At 63.8% G+C, this 23,451-nt stretch carries 20 protein-coding genes and 1 pseudogene; 19 read left to right on the forward strand and 2 right to left on the reverse strand.

The window, feature by feature from the left end:
• The 16 genes and pseudogenes from DFR40_RS12615 to DFR40_RS12690 form a co-directional block, all read left to right on the forward strand.
• A pseudogene (locus tag DFR40_RS12615) lies at positions 1 to 207 on the forward strand (glucose-1-phosphate thymidylyltransferase RfbA); the annotation flags it as partial.
• Complete coding sequence (gene rfbC, locus DFR40_RS12620) at positions 207 to 761, forward strand: dTDP-4-dehydrorhamnose 3,5-epimerase (protein WP_121458871.1); 555 nt, start codon at positions 207 to 209, stop codon at positions 759 to 761. The pseudogene DFR40_RS12615 and the gene rfbC, both read left to right, overlap by 1 nt.
• Positions 762 to 934: 173 nt before the next feature.
• On the forward strand, positions 935 to 2,176 hold the full coding sequence (locus tag DFR40_RS12625; RefSeq protein WP_121458872.1) for a DegT/DnrJ/EryC1/StrS family aminotransferase: 1,242 nt from the start codon (positions 935 to 937) through the stop codon (positions 2,174 to 2,176).
• An 18-nt stretch (positions 2,177 to 2,194) separates the two neighbouring features.
• Positions 2,195 to 4,123, forward strand: coding sequence for a polysaccharide biosynthesis protein (locus DFR40_RS12630; RefSeq protein ID WP_121458873.1), 1,929 nt, complete (start codon positions 2,195 to 2,197; stop codon positions 4,121 to 4,123).
• A 78-nt stretch (positions 4,124 to 4,201) separates the two neighbouring features.
• Positions 4,202 to 6,136, forward strand: a complete 1,935-nt coding sequence (locus tag DFR40_RS12635; RefSeq protein ID WP_121458874.1) for a bifunctional 3-phosphoshikimate 1-carboxyvinyltransferase/cytidylate kinase — start codon at positions 4,202 to 4,204, stop codon at positions 6,134 to 6,136.
• A gap of 88 nt (positions 6,137 to 6,224) precedes the next feature.
• Positions 6,225 to 7,901, forward strand: a complete 1,677-nt coding sequence (gene rpsA, locus DFR40_RS12640; protein WP_121458875.1) for a 30S ribosomal protein S1 — start codon at positions 6,225 to 6,227, stop codon at positions 7,899 to 7,901.
• A 12-nt stretch (positions 7,902 to 7,913) separates the two neighbouring features.
• A complete protein-coding gene (locus DFR40_RS12645) occupies positions 7,914 to 8,198 on the forward strand; it encodes an integration host factor subunit beta (protein ID WP_028995306.1) in 285 nt (94 codons plus the stop codon).
• A 67-nt stretch (positions 8,199 to 8,265) separates the two neighbouring features.
• Complete coding sequence (locus tag DFR40_RS12650) at positions 8,266 to 8,556, forward strand: LapA family protein (RefSeq protein WP_245985682.1); 291 nt, start codon at positions 8,266 to 8,268, stop codon at positions 8,554 to 8,556.
• A complete protein-coding gene (gene lapB, locus DFR40_RS12655) occupies positions 8,553 to 9,725 on the forward strand; it encodes a lipopolysaccharide assembly protein LapB (RefSeq protein ID WP_121458877.1) in 1,173 nt (390 codons plus the stop codon). The genes DFR40_RS12650 and lapB overlap by 4 nt, the downstream gene beginning before the upstream one ends.
• A gap of 7 nt (positions 9,726 to 9,732) precedes the next feature.
• Positions 9,733 to 10,659, forward strand: coding sequence for a D-glycero-beta-D-manno-heptose-7-phosphate kinase (gene rfaE1 / locus DFR40_RS12660; RefSeq protein ID WP_121458878.1), 927 nt, complete (start codon positions 9,733 to 9,735; stop codon positions 10,657 to 10,659).
• A 10-nt stretch (positions 10,660 to 10,669) separates the two neighbouring features.
• Positions 10,670 to 11,668 (forward strand): ADP-glyceromanno-heptose 6-epimerase, encoded by a 999-nt coding sequence (gene rfaD / locus DFR40_RS12665; RefSeq protein ID WP_121458879.1) that lies wholly within the window; start codon positions 10,670 to 10,672, stop codon positions 11,666 to 11,668.
• The gene (gene cysM, locus DFR40_RS12670) at positions 11,661 to 12,560 is read left to right on the forward strand and encodes a cysteine synthase CysM (protein WP_121458880.1); all 900 of its coding nucleotides are present in this window, start codon (positions 11,661 to 11,663) and stop codon (positions 12,558 to 12,560) included. The genes rfaD and cysM overlap by 8 nt, the downstream gene beginning before the upstream one ends.
• Positions 12,557 to 13,345, forward strand: coding sequence for a 3'-5' exonuclease (locus DFR40_RS12675; RefSeq protein ID WP_121458881.1), 789 nt, complete (start codon positions 12,557 to 12,559; stop codon positions 13,343 to 13,345). The genes cysM and DFR40_RS12675 overlap by 4 nt, the downstream gene beginning before the upstream one ends.
• Positions 13,346 to 13,402: 57 nt before the next feature.
• Positions 13,403 to 13,939, forward strand: coding sequence for an inorganic diphosphatase (gene ppa, locus DFR40_RS12680; protein WP_121458882.1), 537 nt, complete (start codon positions 13,403 to 13,405; stop codon positions 13,937 to 13,939).
• 3 nt (positions 13,940 to 13,942) lie between these two features.
• Positions 13,943 to 15,559, forward strand: a complete 1,617-nt coding sequence (locus DFR40_RS12685) for an NAD+ synthase (protein WP_121458883.1) — start codon at positions 13,943 to 13,945, stop codon at positions 15,557 to 15,559.
• A 31-nt stretch (positions 15,560 to 15,590) separates the two neighbouring features.
• A complete protein-coding gene (locus tag DFR40_RS12690) occupies positions 15,591 to 15,929 on the forward strand; it encodes a P-II family nitrogen regulator (protein ID WP_121458884.1) in 339 nt (112 codons plus the stop codon).
• 57 nt (positions 15,930 to 15,986) lie between these two features.
• Here the strand turns inward: DFR40_RS12690 and DFR40_RS17395 are convergent, their stop codons facing one another.
• Together DFR40_RS17395 and trxB are read right to left on the reverse strand one after the other, a co-directional pair.
• Positions 15,987 to 16,862, reverse strand: coding sequence for a Smr/MutS family protein (locus tag DFR40_RS17395; protein ID WP_121458885.1), 876 nt, complete (start codon positions 16,860 to 16,862; stop codon positions 15,987 to 15,989).
• The gene (gene trxB / locus DFR40_RS12700; protein WP_121458886.1) at positions 16,846 to 17,811 is read right to left on the reverse strand and encodes a thioredoxin-disulfide reductase; all 966 of its coding nucleotides are present in this window, start codon (positions 17,809 to 17,811) and stop codon (positions 16,846 to 16,848) included. Before trxB ends, DFR40_RS17395 begins: the two co-directional genes overlap by 17 nt.
• 170 nt (positions 17,812 to 17,981) lie before the next feature.
• Between trxB and DFR40_RS12705 the strand changes: the two genes are divergently transcribed.
• The 3 genes from DFR40_RS12705 (at position 17,982) to DFR40_RS12715 (ending at position 23,387) form a co-directional block, all read left to right on the forward strand.
• A complete protein-coding gene (locus DFR40_RS12705; protein ID WP_121458887.1) occupies positions 17,982 to 20,276 on the forward strand; it encodes a DNA translocase FtsK in 2,295 nt (764 codons plus the stop codon).
• A gap of 69 nt (positions 20,277 to 20,345) precedes the next feature.
• The gene (gene lolA, locus DFR40_RS12710) at positions 20,346 to 20,966 is read left to right on the forward strand and encodes an outer membrane lipoprotein periplasmic chaperone LolA (protein WP_121458888.1); all 621 of its coding nucleotides are present in this window, start codon (positions 20,346 to 20,348) and stop codon (positions 20,964 to 20,966) included.
• A gap of 90 nt (positions 20,967 to 21,056) precedes the next feature.
• On the forward strand, positions 21,057 to 23,387 hold the full coding sequence (locus DFR40_RS12715) for a TonB-dependent receptor (RefSeq protein WP_121458889.1): 2,331 nt from the start codon (positions 21,057 to 21,059) through the stop codon (positions 23,385 to 23,387).
• Positions 23,388 to 23,451: the final 64 nt, after the last annotated feature.

The following is a 23,451-nucleotide window of genomic DNA, read 5'->3' on the forward strand; positions in this document are numbered from 1 at the left end:
ACCGGCACCCACGAAAGCCTGCTCGACGCCAGCCAGTTCATCGCCACGATCGAGAAACGCCAGGGGTTGAAGGTGGCCTGTCCGGAAGAGATCGCCTTCCGCAAGGGGTGGGTCGACGCCGTACAACTGGAGAAACTGGCGCAGCCGATGCTGAAGAATCCCTACGGCCAGTACCTGGCCGGTCTGCTCAAGGAAAGGGTGTTTTGATGAAGGTTACACCGACCAGACTCGCCGGCGTGCTGATCATCGAACCTCGGGTGTTCGGCGACGAGCGCGGTTTCTTCTTCGAGAGCTTCAACCAGCGCGCCTTCGACGAAGCCGTCGGCGAGCATGTCGAGTTCGTCCAGGATAATCACTCCAGAAGCAGTCGTGGCGTGCTGCGCGGCTTGCACTACCAGTTGCCGCCGAAAGCCCAGGGCAAGCTGGTGCGGGTTGTCGCGGGCGAGGTCTTCGACGTGGCGGTCGACCTGCGAAAAGACTCGCCTACGTGTGGGCAGTGGGTGGCAGAGGTTCTTTCTGCAGCCAACCAGAAGCAGCTTTGGATTCCGCCTGGATTCGCTCACGGGTTCTTGACGCTAAGCGAAAAAGCCGAGTTTTTGTACAAAACCACTGATTATTATTCGCCCGAGCATGAGCAGTGCATTCGCTGGGATGACTGTCGGTTGGCGATTGATTGGCCATTGGAAAATAAGCCCATAGTTTCTGAAAAAGACAAAAATGGAATCTTTTTCGATAGCGAACTCCTGTTGCCGAGAGGTTAAGTCGATAGATGACGGGTTGCAACAATCTTATCGATAGTCCGTATCCAGGATGGCCGAACATCAGCTTTTTCGAATTTCCGTTTGAAGCTTGCCCCAGTTTCGCTATTGGGGGCGGCTGCAGTGGCCCGATGGCTGGTGAACCAGTCGGTCTCTTGGTAGAGGTGTAATTAATCATGCTGAATACCCCGTTTTCTCCCTGGCCCTGCTACTCAGCCGAAGAGGCTGATGCCGTTCAGCGTGTGCTGTTGAGCAACAAGGTCAACTACTGGACTGGTACTGAATGTCGTGAGTTTGAGGCGGAGTTTGCGGCCTGGGTCGGGTCCGGTTATGCGGTCTCGCTGGCCAACGGTACCTTGGCTCTGGATGTCGCTCTTAAAGCGTTGAATGTTGGGCCCGGTGACGAGGTGGTGGTGACGCCCCGTACTTTCATGGCCAGTGTGTCTTGTGTCGTGAACGCCGGCGCGGTGCCTGTGTTTGCAGATGTGGATTGCGATTCGGGTAATCTTACCGCCGAGACGATAGCCGCGGTTCTGACGCCGCGGACCAAAGCGGTGATCTGCGTTCATCTGGCTGGTTGGCCGTGCGATATGGACCCGATCATGGCGCTTGCTGAAAGGCATGGTATCCGGGTGATCGAGGATTGCGCCCAGGCCCATGGTGCTCGCTACAAAGGGAAGAGCGTCGGGAGCATCGGTCACATAGGCGCCTGGAGCTTCTGTCAGGACAAGATCATGACCACCGGCGGTGAGGGCGGTATGGTGACGACAGATGATGAAAGCCTGTGGCGTGCCATGTGGTCCTACAAGGATCATGGCAAAAGCTATGAAGCCGTATATGAACGGCAGCATCCACCGGGTTATCGTTGGTTGCATGAAAGTTTCGGCACCAACTGGCGCATGTTGGAAATGCAGGCGGTCATCGGGCGAATCCAGCTTCGTCGGATGGCTGAATGGACCGGTCTCCGTCAGGCTAATGCTGCCGCACTTTGCGAGGCCTTGAGGCCGTTTTCGGGAGAAAACGGTCCTGTGCGCTTGCCGAAGTTGGCCCTTGGTGGCGGGGCTGCAGGTTGCGATTCAGTTGGAGATGTCTCACGAATCGCTGGTTGCGTGCACGCCCAGTACAAGTTCTACGTTTACGTTCGTCCTGAAAACCTGCTTGCAGGCTGGAGTCGTGACAAAATCATAAGTGCGATTAATGCCAGAGGCGTGCCTTGCTACCAGGGGAGCTGCAGCGAGGTGTATTTGGAAAAGGCCTTTGATGGCACTGGCTGGCGCCCTGTCCGGCGCTTGCCTGTAGCCCGTGAGCTGGGGGAAACGAGTCTGATGTTCTTGGTGCACCCCACGTTGACGTCGAACGAGATCGATACGGCCTGCGATGTGATTGCAAGCGTCTTGAAAGAAGCAGGAAATGGCTGACCGACCGGGTATTGCATCATGAAGCAGCCGCTGCGCAAACTGGCTGTTCCCATTCTGGCCTTGCCTCGGGCGACAAAGCGCTTCGTCGCCCTGTCGGTGGATCTTGGATTGTGTGTGCTGACCGTCTGGCTGGCTTTTTACTTGCGGCTGGGAGAGTTCGTTACGCTCTCAGGCAGTGCTTCATGGGCGGTTTGGGGTGCAATCTGTATCGCTGTGCCGATTTTTATTGTTTCAGGTTTGTACCGTGCGATCTTTCGTTATAGCGGCTGGCCAGCTTTACTGGCGGTGGCAAGGGCAGTTGGTACATATGGTTTGCTGTATGCGTCTGTTTTTGCCGCGATTGGCGTGGCGGGCGTTCCGCGTACAGTGGGAATCATCCAGCCAATTCTTCTGTTGTTGTTCGTGGGGGCATCCCGTGCCATGGCGCGAGTCTGGTTGGGAGACCAGTACTTGAGTATCCTGAAGCAAGCCTCCCGTACAAAAGTGCTCATCTACGGCGCGGGAAGTGCTGGGCGTCAACTGGCTGCCGCCATGACTAACAGCCACGAAATGCAGGTTGTTGGTTTCCTCGATGATGATGAGCGCTTGCACGGTCGTGTTCTTAACGGGCAGCCGATCTACAACCCTGCCGATCTGGATACCCTTGCCACCACCTTAAATATCAACGATGTCCTGTTGGCCATGCCGGCGCTTTCTCGCAAGCGTCGTAACGAGATTCTTGGTCAGATTCGTAGTGCTCATGTTGCAGTGCGTACCTTGCCCAGTGTGACCGATCTCGCACAGGGGAAAGTGAGTATTTCCGACTTGCGAGATCTTGATATTGATGATTTGCTGGGGCGTGATCCAGTGGCGCCGAATCATGTTCTGCTGGAAAAAAATATATCCGGCAAGGTCGTTCTGGTCACTGGCGCAGGGGGGTCTATCGGCAGTGAGTTGTGCCGCCAGATACAGATTCTGGGCCCGAAGAAGTTGTTGCTGATCGAGCAGAGCGAATTTGCGCTCTATGCTATTCATCAGGAACTTGAGGAAAAGCAGTTCGAGCGGCGGGGGGGGGTTGTGCCGCTGCTGGCATCGGTTCAGGACGAACAGCGCATGAACGAGATCATGTCGACCTGGCGACCGGATACGGTGTATCACGCTGCAGCCTATAAACATGTGCCGCTGGTCGAGCATAACCCCGTGGAAGGTATCAAGAATAATGTCTTCGGTACGTTGCGCGCGGCGCAGGCTGCCGTGCGTAATGGCGTGGCCGATTTTGTCTTGATCAGCACTGACAAGGCGGTGCGGCCGACCAATATCATGGGCGCCAGCAAGCGAATGGCCGAAATGCTCTTGCAGGCACTGGCAATCACCGCTTCCGGAACCAAGTTCACCATGGTCCGTTTCGGGAATGTGCTCGGCTCGTCCGGTTCGGTTGTGCCGCGCTTTCGCCAGCAGATTCGCGATGGTGGGCCGATCACGCTGACCCATCCGGAAATCACCCGCTACTTCATGACCATTCCCGAGGCCGCTCAATTGGTTATCCAGGCGGGGGCGATGGCCAGAGGCGGTGATGTATTCGTTCTCGACATGGGGCAACCGGTGAAGATAATCGACTTGGCGCGGCGGATGATCGAGCTGTCCGGTCTGGAGCTCAGGGATGAAGACAATCCGGACGGCGACATCGCGATCGAGATTACTGGGCTGCGCCCCGGCGAAAAGCTCTATGAGGAATTGCTGATCGGGGATAGCCCGGAGCCGACTACGCATCCGCGCATCATGAAGGCGCATGAGGATTTCCTGGCTTGGCCAGCTTTGGAGCAGCGGCTGTTGGCCCTGCAGGCGGCACTTGAGATCAATGACGTTGTTGTCGTGAGGGCGATTCTTCAGGCGCTAGTCTCCGGCTATGAACCCTCCGGTGGCATTGTTGATTGGGTACATCGGGCGCAATCAGCCGAGGCTGGTTAAGCCAGAGGCGTCGTTGCATTGACAAAGCACGGTCCTTGCCCTAGCGTCCTGCCTCCTTCGATTTGAGCTCGCCGAACCATGGAATTCCTCGACCTTCCCCAACTGCTTTCCGCCGCCGGCAGCGTCCGCCTGCCCGGTTCGAAGAGTATTTCCAACCGCGTTCTGCTGCTCGCCGCGCTGGCCGAGGGTGAGACCGAGGTGCGCGACCTGCTGGCGTCCGATGACACCGAGCGCATGCTCGAAGCCCTGCAGACGCTCGGCGTCGGCGTCACCTCCCTGGGCGGCGAAGCCTGGAAGATCGTCGGTTGCGGCGGGCGTTTCCCGGTCCGCCAGGCGGAACTCTTCCTCGGCAATGCCGGCACCGCCTTCCGGCCGCTCACCGCGGCGCTGGCGCTGGCCGGCGGCGACTATGTGCTGAGGGGCGTCGCCCGCATGCACGAGCGGCCGATCGGCGACCTGGTCGATGGCCTGCGCCAGCTCGGTGCCGACGTCACCTACCTCGGCAACGATGGTTATCCGCCGCTGCAGCTGAAGCCGGCGACGATCCGGCCGGACGGCGCGGTGAAGGTGCGCGGTGACGTCTCCAGCCAGTTCCTGACCGGTCTGCTGATGGCGCTGCCGCTGACCGGCGAGACTGTCACGGTCGACGTCGTCGGCGAGCTGATTTCCAAGCCTTACATCGAGATCACGCTGGCGACCATGGCCCGCTTCGGCGTCGTCGTCGAGCGCGACGGCTGGCAGCGCTTCACGGTCAGGGCCGGCAGCCGCTACGTCTCGCCGGGTACGGTGTATGTCGAGGGCGATGCCTCGTCGGCGTCCTATTTCCTGGCGCTCGGCGCGATTGGCGGCGGGCCCATGCGTGTCGAAGGCGTCGGCGCCGATTCGATCCAGGGCGACGTCAAGTTTGCCGAAGCGCTGGCGCAGATGGGCGCGCTGATCGAAACCGGGCCGAACTGGATGGAGGCGCGTGCGCCGCAAGGCGGCCTGGTCGCGGTCGACCTCGATTGCAACCACATTCCCGATGCGGCGATGACGCTGGCCACGGCCGCGCTCTTCGCCAAGGGCACGACCACCTTGCGCAACATCGCCAGCTGGCGAGTCAAGGAAACCGACCGCATCGCGGCGATGGCGACCGAATTGCGCAAGCTCGGCGCGGTGGTCGAGGAGGGCGCAGATTTCATCAGGATCACGCCGTCGACCGTCAAACCCGCAGCCATCGACACCTACGACGACCACCGCATGGCGATGTGCTTCTCGCTGGCCGCCTTCGCGACGCCGTTGCGCATCAACGATCCGAAGTGCGTAGCCAAGACCTTCCCGGATTATTTCACCCGTTTCGCCGCGGTCACCCGGGCCGCGCCGGTGATCGCCATCGACGGCCCGTCGGCTTCCGGCAAGGGCACGGTGGCGGCGCGCGTTGCCGCGGCGCTCGGGTTTTCTTACCTCGATTCCGGTGCGCTCTACCGGCTGACCGCGCTCGCCGCAAAGCGGGCAAACGTCGCCTGGGACGACGAGGCCGCTGTTGCGGCGATCGCCGGCGGGCTCGATGTGGTGTTCACCGAAAGCGACATCTGCCTTGCCGGCGTGCCGGTGGGCGATGCCATCCGCAGTGAGGAAATCTCGGCCGGGGCCTCGAAAGTCGCAGCGCTGCCGGCCGTGCGCGAGGCGCTGCTGTTCCGCCAGCGTGCCTTCGGCAAGGCGCCCGGGCTGGTCGGCGACGGTCGCGACATGGGCTCGGTGATCTTCCCGCAGGCCAGCCTCAAGGTCTTCCTGACAGCCAGTGCCGAAGCGCGCGCTGAGCGTCGCTATAAGCAGTTGATCGAAAAAGGTTTCTCTGCTAATCTCCCGGACCTTCTGTCGGACCTGCAGCAACGTGACGCGCGCGATTCACAGCGCAGCGTGGCGCCGCTCAGACAGGAGGCGGATGCCCAGATGCTGGAAACCACGCATCTCACCATCGAACAGGCGGTGAAACAGGTGCTGGACTGGTACGCGGAAGCAACCGCGCAGTAAGGCGTTGCCGGCCATTCCGGTCGGCAGCTTGTGTGTAACCTCAACCCGCTGTGGGCTTCGCGGCTCGTGGCAAGGAACTCGCTCCGTAATGGAATCTTTTGCTCAACTTTTTGAAGAATCCCTGGCTCGCCAGGAAATGCGTCAAGGCGAAGTCATCACCGCCGAGGTGGTGGGCATCGATCACAATTTTGTCGTGGTCAACGCCGGCCTGAAATCCGAATCCTACGTTCCCGTAGAAGAATTCCTCAACGACCAGGGTGAAGTTGAAGTCGCCATCGGCGATTTCGTCCAGGTCGCCATCGAAATGCTCGAAGACGGCTACGGCTCGACCCGCCTGTCGCGCGATCGCGCCAAGCGCATCGCCTCGTGGAACTTCCTCGAGCAAGCCCTCAACGACGGCGCGCTGGTCTCCGGTACGATCACCGGCAAGGTCAAGGGCGGTCTCACCGTCATGTCCAACGGCGTCCGTGCCTTCCTGCCGGGTTCGCTGGTCGACATGCGTCCGGTCAAGGACACCACGCCGTACGAAGGCAAGACCCTCGAATTCAAGGTCATCAAGCTCGACCGCAAGCGCAACAACGTCGTCCTGTCCCGTCGTGCCGTCCTCGAAGCGACCGCCGACAAGGATCGCGAAAAGCTGATGGAGAACCTCAAGGAAGGTTCCGTCGTCAAGGGTATCGTCAAGAACATCACCGACTACGGCGCATTCGTCGACCTGGGCGGCATCGATGGTCTGCTGCACATCACCGACCTGGCCTGGCGCCGTGTCCGTCACCCGAGCGAAGTGCTCAATGTTGGTGACGAAGTTACCGCCAAGATCCTCAAGTTCGACGCCGAGAAGAACCGCGTCTCCTTGGGTATGAAGCAGCTTGGCGACGACCCGTGGGTCGGCATCGCCCGCCGCTACCCGGCCGGCACCCGCCTGTTCGGCAAGGTCACCAACCTGACCGACTACGGCGGCTTCGTCGAAATCGAACAGGGCATCGAAGGTCTGGTGCACGTCTCCGAAATGGACTGGACCAACAAGAACGTCCATCCGTCCAAGGTTGTTTCCCTGGGCGACGAAGTCGAAGTCATGATCCTGGAAATCGACGAAGAGCGTCGTCGTATCTCCCTGGGCATGAAGCAGTGCCAGCCGAACCCGTGGGACGAGTTCGCGATGAACCACAAGAAGGGCGACAAGGTGAAGGGCGCGATCAAGTCGATCACCGACTTCGGCATCTTCATCGGCCTGCCTGGCGGCATCGACGGTCTGGTTCACCTGTCCGACCTGTCCTGGTCGGCGACCGGCGAAGAAGCGATCCGCAACTTCAAGAAGGGCGACGAAGTCGAGGCAGTCGTGCTCGGCATCGACGTCGAGAAGGAGCGTATCTCCCTGGGCATCAAGCAGCTCGACGGTGATCCGTACGCCAACTTCATCGCCACGCACGAGAAGAACAGCATCGTCCGCGGCACCGTCAAGTCGGTCGACGCCCGTGGCGCCGTGGTCACGCTGGATGGCGAGAACGAAGCCTACCTGCGCGCCTCGGAATTCTCCCGCGAGCGTACCGAAGACCTGTCCCAGCACCTGAAGGTCGGCGACGAGATCGAAGCGATGATCATCAACGTGGATCGCAAGACCCGCGGCATCAACCTGTCGATCAAGGCCAAGGATCAAGCCGAGCAGCACGAAGCGATGCAGAAGTTCTCTTCTGACTCCTCCGCTGCCACCGGTACGACCAACCTCGGCGCGCTGCTCAAGGCCAAGCTGAACCAGCAAGGCTGATAGGCAGGCAACATGACCAAATCCGAGCTCATCGCCCGGCTGGCGGAGCGTTTTCCGCAGTTGGTGGCGAAGGATGCCGATTTCGCGGTCAAGATGATCCTCGATGCGATGTCCGAAGCGCTGGTGCGCGGGGATCGCATCGAGATCCGCGGATTTGGCAGCTTTGCGCTCAACTATCGGCCGCCGCGCGTTGGACGCAACCCCAAGTCGGGGGAGAAGGTCAGCGTGCCGGCGAAATGGGTTCCTCATTTCAAGGCCGGCAAGGAACTGCGCGAGCGGGTCGACCAGTCGATCTGAAGCCGGGCTTGGCCCAATGTGTTAGATTCGGGGCAGTGAGTTTCACTGCCCCTTTTCATTGAACGTCATGACAGCCCTGACCTGGTTCCTGCGCTTCATCATCTTTGCATTCCTGGTGGTCTTCGCCATCCAGAACACGGCACCGGTCACCCTGACCCTGGTGCTCGATCACCAGTGGCAGGCGCCGCTGGTCATCCTCCTGCTTGCCTTTTTCGCCGGCGGCGCCGTGCTCGGCGTGCTCTCGCTGATCGGACCGCTGTTCCGCCAGCGGCGCGAGATCGCACGCCTGAAGAAGGCGCTGGCCAATGCCGGGCAAGCGCCCGCGCCGGTGACGGACATTCTCCCCCCGCAGTCATGAACGAGCTTTTCGAATACTGGCAACTGCTGCTGGTCCCGGTGTTTTTTGCCATGGGCTGGGCGGCCGCGCGCGTGGACATGCGCCAGGTCGTGCACGAATCGCGGGCATTGCCGCGTTCCTATTTCAAGGGCCTGAATTTCCTGCTCAACGAGCAGCCGGACAAGGCGATCGATTCCTTCCTCGAGGTTGCCAAGGTCGACTCGCAGACGGTCGAGCTGCATTTTGCGCTCGGCAACCTGTTCCGCCGGCGCGGCGAGACCGAGCGGGCGATCCGCATGCACCAGAACCTGCTCGATCTGCCCGATGTCGAGGACAAGCATCGGCTGCAGGCGATGGTCGAGCTGGGCCAGGACTTCCTCAAGGCCGGTTTGCTCGATCGCGCCGAGGACATCTTCAACAAGCTCCTCGGTACCGCCCGCGAGGCCGATGCCAAGCGCTCGCTGCTCGAGATCTACCAACTCGGCAAGGAATGGCTGAAAGCGGTCGAGATCGCCCGCGAGATGCCCGATGTCGCCTCGCACAAGGAAATCGCCGAGTTCTACTGCGAACTGGCGGCCGGTGAGATCATGCGTTCGCGCCACGATTCGGCGCGCCAGTATCTCGACGTCGCGATGCAGGAAAACCGCAAGTGCGTACGGGCCGCGATGCTGCTTGGCGACCTGCACCAGCAGGCCGGGCGCAGCGAAGAGGCGATTGCCGCCTGGCAGGCGATCGAGCAGCAGGATCCGGCCTACCTGTCGCTGGTCGCCCAGCGCCTGCTCGATGCCTACCGCAAGCTCGACCGCCGTGGCGAGGGCATCGCGCTGCTGCGCGGCTACCTCGAGCATTACCCGTCGATCGACCTGCTCGAAGTGGTCTATCAGCTGGTCCTCGAGAGCGAAGGCAACGAGGCTGCCTACCGGCTGGTGCGCGGCGAACTGCAGCGCAATCCGACGCTGGTCGGTCTCGAGCGCCTGATGAGCGCGCGCCTGCCGCTGGCCTCGCCGGAAATGCGCGGCGATCTCGAACTCGGCAAGACCATCGTCCAGGGCTACACCCGCCGCCTGTCGCGCTATCGGTGCAATAATTGCGGCTTCAAGGCGCGCCAGTTCTACTGGCGTTGTCCGGCCTGCGGCGGCTGGGAAACCAGCCCGCCGCGACGCAGTGAAGAATTCGATCAATCCCTGTAGGTCCTCGATGCTGGAAAAACTCTCGCAGGTTCGCCTGCTCGTCGTCGGCGACGTCATGCTCGACCGTTACTGGTTTGGCGAGGTCAGCCGGATTTCGCCGGAAGCGCCGGTGCCGGTGGTCAAGGTCGAGCGCATGGAAGAACGCCTCGGCGGCGCCGCCAACGTCGCCCGCAATGCCGCCTCGCTCGGCGCGCGGACGACCCTGCTCTCGGTCGTTGGCGACGACGAGGCTGGGCGCTCGCTCGGCTGCCTGCTGGCCGAGGGTGGAATTTCGGCCGATTTGCAGGTCGACCGTGACATTGCCACGACGGTCAAGCTGCGCGTCATCGGCCGCCAGCAGCAACTGCTGCGCATCGATTTCGAGACGGCGCCGTCGCACGAGGTGCTGCAGGCCAAGCTCGCCGAATTCGAGCGCCGGCTGGCCGACTGCGACATCGTCATCCTCTCCGATTACGGCAAGGGCGGCCTCACCCACATCGCCGAGATGATCCGTCTCGCCCGCGCTGCTGCCAAGCCGGTGCTGGTCGATCCCAAGGGCGACGAGTGGGGCAAGTACGCCGGGGCGACGGTGATCACGCCGAACCGCTCGGAATTGCGCGACGTCGTCGGTCGCTGGTCGTCGGACGCCGACCTGTTCGCCAAGGCCGACAAGCTGCGCGGCGAACTCGGCCTCGAGGCCCTGCTGGTCACCCGCAGCGAGGAGGGCATGACGCTCTTCGCCGACGGCCAGACCTTCCACCAGGCAGCGCAGGCGCGCGAGGTCTTCGACGTCTCCGGTGCCGGCGATACCGTCATCGCCACGCTCGCCGTGATGCTTGCCGCCGGTGCCGACTGGGCCGAGGCCATCCGCATCGCCAACATCGCCGCCGGCATCGTCGTCGGCAAGCTCGGCACCGCCGTCGTCACCCGCGACGAAATCGCCGGCGCCCTGTAAAGGAGAGAACATGTACACCATCGTCACCGGTGCCGCCGGCTTCATCGGCTCCAATATCGTCAAGGCGCTCAACGAGCGCGGCGTGACCAAGATCATCGCCGTCGACAACCTGAGCAAGGCGGAAAAATTCAAGAACCTGCTCGATTGCGAAATCGCCGACTACATCGACAAGCAGGACTTCATTGCCCGCATCCAGGCCGGCCATTTCGACGGCGACGTCGATGCCATCTTCCACGAGGGCGCCTGTTCCGACACCATGGAAACCGACGGCCGCTACATGATGGAGAACAACTTCCGTTACTCCAGCATCCTGCTCGACTGGTGCCTCGACCAGGACGTCCAGTTCCTCTACGCCTCGTCGGCGGCAACCTACGGCGCGTCCAGCGTGTTCAAGGAAGAGCGCCAGTACGAGGGGCCGCTGAACGTCTACGGCTACTCCAAGTTCCTGTTCGACCAGGTCGTCCGCCAGCGTCTGGCGCAGCAGCCGTCGTCGCAGATCGTCGGCTTCCGCTACTTCAACGTCTACGGCCCGCGCGAGAATCACAAGGGGCGCATGGCCTCGGTCGCCTTCCACAACTTCAACCAGTTCCGTGCCGACGGCAAGGTCAAGCTGTTCGAGGGCTCGCACGGCTACGAGAATGGCGGCCAGATGCGCGATTTCGTCTTCGTCGGCGACGTCGCCAAGGTCAATCTGTTCTTCCTGGATCACCCGGAAAAGTCCGGCATCTTCAACCTCGGCTCGGGCCGGGCGCAGAGCTTCAACGACGTCGCCGTGGCTGCGGTCAACGGCTGCCGCAAGGCGCAGGGTGAAGCGTCGCTGGGTCTGGCGGAACTTCGGGCACAGGGCTTGCTCGAATACGTCGCCTTCCCCGAGGCGCTCAAGGGCAAGTACCAGGCGTTCACGCAGGCCGATCTGACCCGGCTGCGCGAGGCTGGCTACGAGGCGCCGATGGCGACGGTCGAGGAGGGCGTTTCCCAATACATCGACTGGTTGCACGCCCATGTATAAAACCCTGCAGGATTTTGTCGGAAACACGCCGCTGGTTCGCCTGCAGCGCATTCCCGGCGTCGATAACGAACGCCGTGGCAACGTCATCCTGGCCAAGCTCGAAGGCAACAATCCGGCCGGTTCGGTCAAGGACCGCCCGGCGCTGTCGATGATCCAGCGTGCCGAAGCGCGCGGCGACATCAAGCCGGGCGACACGCTGATCGAAGCGACCTCCGGCAACACCGGCATCGCGCTGGCGATGGCCGCAGCGATCAAGGGTTACAAGATGATCCTGGTGATGCCCGAGAACCAGAGCATCGAGCGCCGCCAGAGCATGCGTGCCTACGGCGCCGAACTGGTGCTGACGCCCAAGGACGGCGGCATGGAGCTGTGCCGCGACGTCGCCGAACGCATGCGCGACGAAGGCAAGGGCATCATCCTCGACCAGTTCGCCAACCCGGACAATCCGGTCGCCCACTACGAGGGCACTGGCCCGGAAATCTGGCGTGACACCGGCGGCCGTATCAGCCATTTCGTGTCGAGCATGGGCACCACCGGCACGATCATGGGCACCAGCCGCTACCTCAAGGAAATGAACCCGGCGATCACCATCGTCGGCTGCCAGCCGGACGAAGGCAGCCAGATTCCCGGCATCCGCAAGTGGCCGGAAGCCTACCTGCCGAAGATCTACGCGCCGACCAATGTCGACCGCATCGAATACGTCAGCCAGGCCGATGCCGAGGCGATGACCCGGCGCCTTGCCGTCGAGGAAGGCATCTTTGCCGGCATTTCGTCCGGCGGCGCGCTCGCCGTGGCGCTGCGCATCGCCGCCCAGGTCGAGAATGCGACCATCGTCTCGATCGTCTGCGACCGCGGCGACCGCTACCTGTCGACCGGCGTCTTCCCCGCATGAAGCCGGTCCTCGTCTTCGACATCGAGACCATTCCCGACGTTGCCGGTCTGCGCCGGATCAACGATCTGCCGGGCGAGCTGTCCGATGCCGAGGTCGCCGAACTCGCCTTCCAGCAGCGCCGGGCGAAGAACGGCAGCGACTTCCTGCCGCTGCACCTGCAGCGCATCGTCGCCATCTCCTGCGTGCTGCGTACGCTCGAAGGCTTCAAGGTGTGGTCGCTGGCCGAGCCGGATCTCGACGAAGGCGCGATCATCCAGCGCTTCTTCGACGGCATCGAGAAATTCACGCCGCAGATCGTCTCCTGGAACGGCGGTGGCTTCGATCTGCCGGTGCTGCACTACCGCGGCATGCTGCACGGCGTTTCGGCGCCGCGCTACTGGGACATGGGCGACGGCGACTACGCCGACTCGCGCGACTTCAAGTGGAACAACTACATCAGCCGCTACCACACCCGTCACCTCGACCTGATGGATCTGCTGGCGATGTACAACGGCCGCGCCAACGCGCCGCTCGACGAACTGGCCAAGCTGTTCGGCTTTCCCGGCAAGCTCGGCATGGACGGCAGCAAGGTCTGGGACGCCTGGCAGGCCGGTCAGGCCGCCGACATCCGCGATTACTGCGAAACCGACGTGGTCAATACCTATCTGGTCTACAACCGCTTCCGGCGCATGCGCGGCGAATTGAGCGCCGCCGAGGAGCTGGCCGAGCAGGCTTTCGTCAAGGCCCAGCTGGCCCGGATCGACGCCCAGCACTGGCGCGAGTTTCTTGCTGCCTGGCCAGAATGATGCCGGGCGACTGACGTTATAATTACGGTTTCACAAACCAGACGCAGAGAGCTCACGATGTCCCTGAACAACGTTTCTTCCGGCAAGTCCCTGCCCGACGACTTCAACGTCATCATCGAAATCACCGCCAATTCCGATCCGGTCAAGTACGAAGTGGACAAGGAATCCGGCGCCGTCTTCGTCGACCGTTTCCTCGGTACGTCGATGCACTATCCCTGCAACTACGGCTACATCAACAACACCATCGCCGGCGACGGCGACCCGGTCGACGTGCTGGTCGTCACCCCGTTCCCGCTGCCGCCGGGCGTCGTCATCCGCTGCCGTCCGCTCGGCATGCTGGCCATGGAAGACGAAGGCGGCCAGGACGCCAAGCTGCTGGCCGTGCCGGTTTCCAAGCTGACCCCGCTGTACAACGACGTCAAGACCTACGAAGACATCCCCGAGCTGCTGCGCAAGCAGATCTCGCATTTCTTCGAGCACTACAAGGACCTCGAGCCGGGCAAGTGGGTCAAGGTGGTCGGCTGGCAAGGCATCGAAGCCGCCCAGAAGGAAGTCATGGACGGCGTCGCCCGTTACCAGGCCGAAGCCAAGTAAGTCATGTTGCGTGTCGCCGTTGCCCAGTTCAACGCCGTCGTCGGTGACCTGACCGGCAACGTCGACCGCATCGTCGCCTGCGCAGCCGCGGCGAAAGCCCGCGGTGCGCAGGTGCTGCTGACGCCGGAGCTGGCGCTCAGCGGCTATCCGCCGGAAGACCTGCTGCTGCGCCCGGATTTCTACCGGGCCTGCCAGCGGGCGCTCGACGATCTGGCCGCCCGTGTCGACGGGATTGCCTTGGTGGTCGGCCATCCGGAAGAATTCAACGGCGTCTGCCACAACGCCGCCTCGGTCATCGAAAATGGCCGGAAAACCGCGGTTTACCGCAAGATTCGCCTGCCCAACTACGACGTCTTCGACGAGAAGCGCTATTTCGAGCCGGGCCACGAAGCCTGTGTCGTCACGCTCGGCGGCGTCAATGTCGGCATCAACATCTGCGCCGACATCTGGGAAGCGGGCGCCTATGAACTGGCCTGCGCCGCCGGCGCCGAGCTGGTCCTGGTGCTCAATGCCTCGCCCTGCCATCTGGAAAAACACCACGAGCGCGCCCGCGTGCTCGGCGAGCGGGTCGAGGCCACCGGCGTGCCCGCCATCTATTGCAACCTGGTCGGCGGCCAGGACGAACTGGTCTTCGACGGCGCCTCCTTCGCCATCGACGAGCGCGAGCAGATCTGCATGCGCCTGCCGCAGTTCGAGGAAGCGCTCGGCATCGTCGATTTCGATCGCGGCCGGCTGCAGTCCGACGAACATGCCGAACCGCTGTCGCTCGAGGCCGAAGCCTATGCCGCGCTGGTCCTCGGTGTGCGCGACTACATCGGCAAGACCGGCTTCAAGGGCGCGATCATCGGCCTCTCCGGCGGCATCGATTCGGCGCTGACGCTGTGCGTCGCCGTCGATGCGCTTGGCGCCGACAAGGTGCACGCGGTGATGATGCCGTCGCCCTACACCGCGCAGATGAGCCTCGACGATTCGCGCGAGATGATCCGCCAGTTGGGCTGCAGCTACGACGAGATCGCCATCGCCCCGGCCATGGCCACTTACGAGGCCATGCTGGCGCCGCTGTTCGCCGGCCTGCCCAGCGACACCACCGAAGAGAACATCCAGGCGCGCATCCGCGGCAACATCCTGATGGCGCTCTCGAACAAGACCGGCAAGCTGGTCCTGACCACCGGCAACAAGTCCGAGATGGCAGTCGGCTACTGCACGCTGTACGGCGACATGGCCGGCGGCTTCGCGGTGATCAAGGACGTCTACAAGACCCTGGTCTATCGCCTGGCACGCTACCGCAACACCTTGTGCAGCGGTGCGCCGGTGATTCCCGAGAACATCATCGTCCGCCCGCCGTCGGCCGAGCTGAAGCCGGACCAGAAGGACCAGGATTCGCTGCCCGAGTACGAGGTGCTCGACGCCATCGTCCGCGCCTACATGGAAGAAGACCGCAGCCCGCGCGAGATCATCGCCGCTGGCCTGCCCGAAGCCGACGTCCGGCGCGTCGTCCGCCTGCTGCGCATCGCCGAATACAAGCGCCGCCAGGCGCCGGTCGGCATCCGCATCACGCCGCGCGGCTTCGGCAAGGACTGGCGTTACCCGATCACCAATCGCTACGCCGACGAATTTTGAAGATCAAACAGAGAGAAGAGGGGTATCCAGCATGAAGAAGATCGAAGCCATCATCAAGCCGTTCAAGCTCGACGAAGTCCGCGAAGCGCTGTCGGAAGTCGGCATCACCGGTCTGACGGTCACCGAGGTCAAGGGTTTCGGCCGCCAGAAGGGGCACACCGAACTCTATCGCGGCGCCGAGTACGTCGTCGATTTCCTGCCCAAGATCAAGATCGAGATCGTCGTCGCTTCCGACCAGGTCGAGCCGGCCATCGACGCCATCGTCAAGGCGGCGCGCACCGGCAAGATCGGCGACGGCAAGATCTTCGTCACCTCGGTCGAACAGGTGGTGCGCATCCGTACCGGCGAGACCAACGAAGCAGCGATCTGATTTTTGCCCGGATCTGACGGTCGACCGTCAGATTTCAGCAAAAACCGACGGGGCGGCTCAGGCTGCCCCGTTGTTGTTTCTGGGGGCGCGCAGCAGCACCAGTAGGGCGCCTTCGCCGCCGTCCTGCGGTTTCGCCTGGCAGTAGGCGAGTACCTCGCTGCGCTGGGCCAGCCAGCCGCGCACCAGCTGGCGCAGGATCGAGAGCTTGTCCGGTGAGCCGTGGCCCTTGCCGTGCACGATGCGCAGGCAGCGCTTGCCCTGATGCAGGCAGGTGTGCAGGAAACCGGCGACGAGCTGGCGCGCCTGTTCGCGGTTGAGCCCGTGCAGGTCGACTTCGTCCTGGATCACCCAGCGGCCGCGGCGCAGGTCGCGCAGCACCGTCTGGGCCAGACCGGGGCGCAGGTAGGCGGCTTCGTCGCCGCCTTCGAGGCGGTCCTGCAGCGCGATCGGCGCATGCAGGCTTTCGTGCAGCACGGCCTGGCGGTCGGCCAGCGACTGCTGGGCTGCCGGTTGCGGCCGGGGCCGCTCGAGTTCGGCGAGGTTCCGGTCGGGGATGGGGGCGACGCCGGCCATCGCGAGCACGAAGGCGGCCTGTTCCGGGTCGTCGGGCAGACGCCGCGGCCGGCTGTCATCACGCCAGCTGGCCGGCAGGGCATCGTCGTCGGCGCGCCGCCGCGGTGCCTCGGCGGCGGTTGGCGTCGGCCTGGGCGCGATCCGCCGTGACGGCGGCCGCGCCAGGATGACCCGGTCGGATTCGGGCAGCGGCCGGGCGCCGGCGGCGGCGCGGCGGAACAGCGCAAGGTCGTCGTCGGCCGCCGCCGGGCTTGCCGGCGGTTGCGCGGCCGGCGGGCTGGCCGCTGGTTGCGCCCGGCGTTCTCGCCAGACGGCCCGCAGCCCGTCCTTCAGGGCCTTGGTTTCAGGCTTGGTGGCCAAGGTTGTCGAGGTAGCGCTCGGCGTCGAGTGCCGCCATGCAGCCGCTCGCCGCCGAGGTGCAGGCCTGCTTGTAGATCTGGTCCTGCACGTCGCCGGCGGCGAAGACCCCGGGGATGCTGGTCTGCGTCGCGTTGCCGTTGCGCCCGGCCTGGGTCACCAGGTAGCCGTGGTCCATCTCCAGCTGGCCGGCGAAGATGTCGGTGTTCGGCTTGTGGCCGATGGCGATGAAGACGCCATGCACATCGATGTTCTGCGTGCTGCCATCCTTGGTGCTCTTGACGCGCAGGCCGGTGACGCCGGAGTCGTCGCCGAGCACCTCGTCGAGTGTGCTGTTCCACAGGATCGTGACCTTGCCTTCCTTTTCCTTCTGGAACAGCTTGTCCTGCATGATCTTCTCGGCCTTGAACTTCTCGCGGCGATGGATCACGGTGACGTGGCTGGCGATGTTGGCCAGGTAGAGCGCTTCCTCGACCGCGGTGTTGCCGCCGCCGACGACGGCGACCGGCTTGTTGCGGTAGAAGAAACCGTCGCAGGTGGCGCAGGCGGACACGCCCTTGCCCTGGAAGGCCTGCTCGGATTCGAGGCCGAGGTACATGGCGGAAGCGCCGGTGGCGATGATCAGCGCATCGCAGGTGTAGGTACCGGCGTCGCCGATCAGTGTGAACGGCTTCTCGGTCAGCTTGGTCGTGTGGATGTGGTCGAAGATGATCTCGGTATCGAAGCGGGTGGCGTGCTTCTCGAAGCGCTGCATCAGCTCCGGCCCCTGGACGCCGTCGGCGTCGGCCGGCCAGTTGTCGACTTCGGTGGTGGTCATCAGCTGGCCGCCCTGGGCCATGCCGGTGATCAGTACCGGCTTGAGGTTGGCGCGCGCCGCGTAAACGGCGGCGGTATAGCCGGCCGGGCCGGAGCCGAGAATGATCAGCGGGGTGTGGCGGGTGGTTTTGGACATGTTCTTCTGCCTGTGAGTTGGACCGAAAAATTATAGCCGGCTAATGGAGAATCGTTTTGTGGAGGATCGTAACCGATCTATCAAACCGGTTTATAATTCCATGCTAACTGTATGACGCATAATGATTTAGCCCGTTTTCGACTTGCTCGGAAGCGGTCGAGGAAAAGCCGATGGCCAAGAGAAACGACCCCAGTCCGATGCCCGACAAGATCGGCAGCCTGCTGCAGGAGTCCCGCTGGCTCGGGGTAGGCGCGCTGGCGGTGTTCCTGGTGATGGCCCTGTGGGGTTTCCAGCGCAGCGATCCGGGCTGGTCGCATGCCGCCGGTGCGGCCGGCCTACAGAACCCGGCCGGCCGCGCCGGCGCCTGGGTCGCCGACCTGATGCTCTACGTCTTCGGGATTTCCGCCTGGTGGTGGGTGGTGCTGCTCGGCATGCTCGTCTGGTGGGGCTTCCGCCGCCTGCACGCCAGTGGCGGCGCGGCACATCCGGTCTATCTGGCAGCCCCAGGCTTCATCATCCTGCTGCTCGCCAGTTGCGCGCTCGAGGCGCTGCGCTTCCACTCGCTCGCGGCACAGTTGCCGCTGGCGCCGGGTGGCATGCTCGGCCTCGAACTCAGCCGCTGGCTGGCCGGCCTGCTCGGTTTCACCGGCGCCACGCTGTTCCTGCTCGGGCTGATGGCGGCCGCGTGGAGCGCGTTTTCCGGGATGTCGTGGATCTGGGCCTTCGAGAAGCTCGGCCTGATCCTCGAGGCGCTGACCCTGCTCGTCTACGGCCGCATCGACGCCTGGCGCGACCGCAAGATCGGGCGCGAGGTCGCGCAGCAGCGCGAAGTCGTCGTCGAGGAAGAGAAGCGTCGGGTCGAACTGCACGAACCGATCGTCATCGAGCCGCCGGCACCGGTCGAAGTGCCGGTCTCGAAGAAGGCCGAGAAGCGCGTCGAGCGTGAAAAGCAGGCGATGCTCTTCCCCGAGGCGATCGTCGGCGGCACGCTGCCGCCGCTGCACCTGCTCGATCCGGCGCCGCCGGCGACCGAGACGGTCAGCCCGGAAACCCTCGAATACACGTCGCGCCTGATCGAGCGCAAGCTCGCCGACTTCGGCGTCCAGGTCAAGGTGCTTGCCGCGATGCCCGGCCCGGTGATCACCCGCTACGAAATCGAGCCGGCGGTCGGCGTCAAGGGCGCCCAGATCGTCAATCTGGCGCGCGACCTGGCGCGGGCGCTGGCCATGGTCTCGATCCGCGTCGTCGAGACGGTCCCCGGCAAGTCGTGCATGGCGCTCGAATTGCCGAATCCGAAGCGGCAGACCGTCAAGCTGTCCGAGATCATCTCGAGCAAGCCGTACAACGACATGAGCAGCCCGCTCACCGTCTGCCTCGGCAAGGACATCGGCGGCCAGCCGGTGGTTGCCGACCTGGCCAAGACGCCGCACCTGCTGGTCGCCGGCACCACCGGTTCGGGCAAGTCGGTCGGGGTCAACGCGATGATCCTGTCGATGCTCTACAAATCCGAGCCGGAAAATGTCCGCCTGATCATGGTCGACCCCAAGATGCTCGAACTCTCGATCTACGAGGGTATCCCGCACCTGCTGGCGCCGGTCGTCACCGACATGAAGCAGGCGGCCAACGCGCTGCACTGGTGCGTCACCGAGATGGAGAAGCGCTACAAGCTGATGTCGGCCATGGGCGTGCGCAACATCGCCGGCCTCAACGGCAAGATCAAGGACGCCGAGAAGCGCGGCGAGCACATCCCGAACCCGCTCAGCCTGACGCCGGAAGCGCCCGAGCCGCTGAAGACGATGCCCTTCATAGTCGTCATCATCGACGAGCTGGCCGATCTGATGATGGTCGTCGGCAAGAAGGTCGAGGAGCAGATCGCCCGTCTGGCGCAGAAGGCCCGTGCCGCCGGCATCCACCTGGTGCTGGCGACGCAGCGGCCGTCGGTGGACGTGATCACCGGTCTGATCAAGGCCAACATCCCGACCCGCCTGTCCTTCCAGGTCTCGAGCAAGATCGACTCGCGCACCATCCTCGACCAGATGGGCGCCGAAGCCCTGCTCGGCATGGGCGACATGCTTTACCTGGCGCCGGGCACCGGCTATCCGACCCGCGTGCATGGCGCCTTCGTTTCCGACGACGAGGTGCACCGCGTCGTCGAGCACCTCAAGGCCACCGGCGCGCCGGAGTACGTCGAGGACATCCTCAACGGCGCCGCCGGCGATGACGAGGGTGGCGGCGAGGCCGGCGAGGGCGGTGGCGGCGATGCCGAGAGCGACCCGCTCTACGACCAGGCCGTCGATATCGTGCTCAAGAACCAGCGCGCCTCGATCTCGCTCGTCCAGCGCCACCTGCGCATCGGCTACAACCGGTCGGCGCGGCTGATCGAAGCCATGGAAAATGCCGGCCTGGTGTCGGCGATGGATGGCCGCGGCGGCCGCGAAGTGCTGATGAAGAAGCCGGCCGAATGAGCCGGCACACCGAACAATCGCTTACATACTGACACAGCGCCGGCGGCAGCGCCGGCGTAAGCTGCGCCCATGAAAATTGCCCGAAAAATCCTGTCGACCGTCATGTTCGCTGCCCTGCCGCTGTTCGCCCACGCCGGCGCCATCGACCAGTTGCGCGGTTTCCTCAACGACACCCGCAGCTACAAGGCCGACTTCGAACAGGCGGTGATCGGCCGCAATGGCCGCAAGCCGCAGGAATCCTCGGGAACGCTGGCGATCCAGCGGCCGGGCAAGCTGCGCTGGGAAGTGGTCAAGCCCTACCCGCAACTGGTCGTCGGCGACGGCGAGAAGATCTGGATCCACGATCCCGAACTGCAGCAGGTCACCGTGCGCAAGGCCGGCCAGGCGCTCGGCGGTTCGCCGGCGGCGCTGCTTGCCGGCAGCAACGAGCTGGAAAGGAACTTCACGCTGCGCGAAGCCGGCGAGGCCGACGGCCTGGCCTGGGTCGAGGCAGTTCCCAAGGTCGCCGACAGCGGCTTCGAGAAAGTCCGCATCGGCATGGCCGGGCGCGAGATGAAGGCGATGGAACTGCACGACAACTTCGGCCAGACCACGCACATCCGCCTGCTGCGCGGCGAACGCAACCCGGCGCTGGCGGCCGGACTGTTCCGCTTCAAGCCGCCGGCCGGCAGCGACGTCATCGGCGAGTAGGGGCGTCTGGCGGTCCCGGTATTCGTCCGGGATTGAGCTTCCGGCAAGGATTGGGCAGGATAGCGGCTTTTTGTCCGCCAGCTTGCCGTCATGCGCCACTTTTCGCCTTCGCTCGCCCTTGTCCTCGCCGCACTGGGAGTACCAGCTGCTGCCGAGGATGCCGTTTCGGCGACGACGGTCGTCGAACTGCCGCTGCTCAATGTCGTCAGTGCCCGGCGGCGGGAAGAAGCCGTGCAGGAGGTTCCGGCGCCGCTGTCGCTGGTCGACGGTCGACTGCTCGAGCGCCAGGGTATTTATCAGGTGCAGGATTTGCCACGCCTGCTGCCCGGTCTCAATGCCAATTTCTTTCATGCCCGCGAATCCAGCCTCGCCATTCGCGGCATTGGCAACAACACTGCCAACGACGGCCTGCAGGGAAGCGTCGGTCTGTATCTCGACAACGTCTATCTCGGACGCCCCGGCCAGCTGGCCGTGGACCTGCTCGACCTCGAGCGCGTCGAGTTGCTGCGTGGCCCCCAGGGGACCTTGTTCGGCAAGAACACCAGTGCCGGGGTGCTCAGCGTAAATACCCGCGAACCGATTTTTGCCAATGCCCAGCAGTTTGACCTGTCGACGGGGAGCCGCAATTACCGCCAGTTCAAGGCCATGATCAACGCGCTGGTCGCCGACGGAAATGCCTTGCGCTTGGCGGCCTATGCGACGCATGACGACGGATGGCTGAAAAACCTGCGCGACGGCGAAATGCTCAACGGCATCGACCGCCAGGGCGTGCGCCTGCAGTGGCTGCTTGCCGGCAGCGAAGGAACGCGCGTGCGCACCATCGTCGAACACCATCGTGATGATTCGTCGACCGGCACATTGCTGCCCTATGCTTACGGGCCGCTCAACTGGGGGGCGGCGGCCGGCAATCTGCCGCTGGGAACCCCGGGAAGCAATGCGACGACCTACGGCCAGCTGGCCGCGGCACTCGGGGCCGGCGGTCCGGTGCGGTCCCGGCCGTCTGCCTACGAGGTCAGCCTCGATGGCCGGCAGCGGGCGCGCGCCTGGCAGAGTGCGATGTCGGTGGAAGTGACGCGCAATCTCGGCGAGCACCGCCTGACCAGCATCAGCGCCTGGCGCGACTGGCATTTTTCGCCCGACAACGATACCGACAATACCAGCCTGGCGGCGGTGACCGGCGGCTTCGACGTCGATGAGCGCCAGTTCTCCCAGGAGTTCCGTCTCGCCTCGCCGAAATACGCCAGCCACGACTATCTGCTTGGCGGCTTCTTCCTGCATCAGGACGTCGCCAGCCGGAATGAATTCCTGACCGGACCCAATGCCCTGGCCATCGCGTCGGTGCCGAACAACGCCGTCCTGGCGGGCACAGGGCGGATGCAGATCAACAGCGCCGCGTTGTTCGGGCAGGTGACGCGGCGTTTCGGCGAGCAGTTCGAGTTGCTCGCAGGGCTGCGCTTCAATCATGAACGGCAACGGGCGACGGTCGTGCAGCATGCGGTCTCGCCGGCGTTTCCGGTCTCGCCGCTGTTCATGCATTACGATTCCGGGCCGCTGCGCGCGCTGGAAAATTCGCTTTCCAGCCAGTTGACCGTCAGCTGGCGTCCGCGCGACGCCTGGCTGGTTTACCTGTCGCATGCCCGGGGCGAGAAGTCGGGCGGCTTCAATCTCAACGGCGCGCTTTCCCCGGGATCGGTGCTGGGCAATGCCGCCTTGCGGGTGCGCCCGGAACGCGCCGCTGCGTTCGAACTCGGCCTCAGGCACGCCAGCGACGACGGCCGCTTCAGCGTCTCCGGCAACCTCTTCGAGAGCCGGGTCAGCGACTATCAGGCGATCACCAATACGACCTGGAACGGGACCTACATCAGCTACCTGGGCAATGTCGGCGACCTGACTTCGCGCGGCGTCGAACTCGAGCTTGCCTACCAGCCGGCCGACCGCCTCGATGCCCGGGCCAGCCTTGCCTACACCGACGCCCGCTTCGACAACGGTCGGGCGCCGACGCCGGCCGAGGTCTTCAACGGCAGCGGCGGTACCGCCGATAGCGGTTACGGCAAGGGCACCCGCAGCATCGCCGGCAATCGCGTCAACGGTTCCCCGCGCTGGAGCGCCGCGCTGGCGCTGCACTACCGTTTCCCGTCGGCTTTCGGCGAGCAGTACGTCAACGCCAGCTATGCCTGGCGCTCGATGGCTTATGGCGACATCAACAATTCGATCTATTCCCGCTTGCCCGCCTACGGCCTGGTCAACCTGGCCACCGGCTGGCGTTTCGGCGGGAGCGGGCGGCACTGGGATATCTCGCTGTGGGCCAGGAACCTGCTCGACAAACGCTATTACCTTGCCTTGCTCGGCGGGCAGAATGGCTACTTTGCCTCGGCCGGCCAGCCGCGAACGCTGGGTGTCTCGGTGCAACTGGCGTTGTAGGCATGTGATCCCGGATGTGATGCGGAGCGAGGCTTTGGCAGCTAGATTCGACGGTTTTTTCTTG

It is taken from the genome of Azonexus fungiphilus, from assembly GCF_003634965.1.
In the GTDB taxonomy this organism is placed as follows: Bacteria; Pseudomonadota; Gammaproteobacteria; order Burkholderiales; family Rhodocyclaceae; genus Azonexus; species Azonexus fungiphilus.

Coding starts and splice junctions, on each gene's coding strand:
- rfbC (WP_121458871.1), top strand. CDS start 207: ATGAAGGTTACACCGACCAGACTCGCCGGCGTGCTGATCATCGAACCT.
- DFR40_RS12625 (WP_121458872.1), top strand. CDS start 935: ATGCTGAATACCCCGTTTTCTCCCTGGCCCTGCTACTCAGCCGAAGAG.
- DFR40_RS12630 (WP_121458873.1), top strand. CDS start 2,195: ATGAAGCAGCCGCTGCGCAAACTGGCTGTTCCCATTCTGGCCTTGCCT.
- DFR40_RS12635 (WP_121458874.1), top strand. CDS start 4,202: ATGGAATTCCTCGACCTTCCCCAACTGCTTTCCGCCGCCGGCAGCGTC.
- rpsA (WP_121458875.1), top strand. CDS start 6,225: ATGGAATCTTTTGCTCAACTTTTTGAAGAATCCCTGGCTCGCCAGGAA.
- DFR40_RS12645 (WP_028995306.1), top strand. CDS start 7,914: ATGACCAAATCCGAGCTCATCGCCCGGCTGGCGGAGCGTTTTCCGCAG.
- DFR40_RS12650 (WP_245985682.1), top strand. CDS start 8,266: ATGACAGCCCTGACCTGGTTCCTGCGCTTCATCATCTTTGCATTCCTG.
- lapB (WP_121458877.1), top strand. CDS start 8,553: ATGAACGAGCTTTTCGAATACTGGCAACTGCTGCTGGTCCCGGTGTTT.
- rfaE1 (WP_121458878.1), top strand. CDS start 9,733: ATGCTGGAAAAACTCTCGCAGGTTCGCCTGCTCGTCGTCGGCGACGTC.
- rfaD (WP_121458879.1), top strand. CDS start 10,670: ATGTACACCATCGTCACCGGTGCCGCCGGCTTCATCGGCTCCAATATC.
- cysM (WP_121458880.1), top strand. CDS start 11,661: ATGTATAAAACCCTGCAGGATTTTGTCGGAAACACGCCGCTGGTTCGC.
- DFR40_RS12675 (WP_121458881.1), top strand. CDS start 12,557: ATGAAGCCGGTCCTCGTCTTCGACATCGAGACCATTCCCGACGTTGCC.
- ppa (WP_121458882.1), top strand. CDS start 13,403: ATGTCCCTGAACAACGTTTCTTCCGGCAAGTCCCTGCCCGACGACTTC.
- DFR40_RS12685 (WP_121458883.1), top strand. CDS start 13,943: ATGTTGCGTGTCGCCGTTGCCCAGTTCAACGCCGTCGTCGGTGACCTG.
- DFR40_RS12690 (WP_121458884.1), top strand. CDS start 15,591: ATGAAGAAGATCGAAGCCATCATCAAGCCGTTCAAGCTCGACGAAGTC.
- trxB (WP_121458886.1), bottom strand. CDS start 17,811: ATGTCCAAAACCACCCGCCACACCCCGCTGATCATTCTCGGCTCCGGC.
- DFR40_RS12705 (WP_121458887.1), top strand. CDS start 17,982: ATGGCCAAGAGAAACGACCCCAGTCCGATGCCCGACAAGATCGGCAGC.
- lolA (WP_121458888.1), top strand. CDS start 20,346: ATGAAAATTGCCCGAAAAATCCTGTCGACCGTCATGTTCGCTGCCCTG.
- DFR40_RS12715 (WP_121458889.1), top strand. CDS start 21,057: ATGCGCCACTTTTCGCCTTCGCTCGCCCTTGTCCTCGCCGCACTGGGA.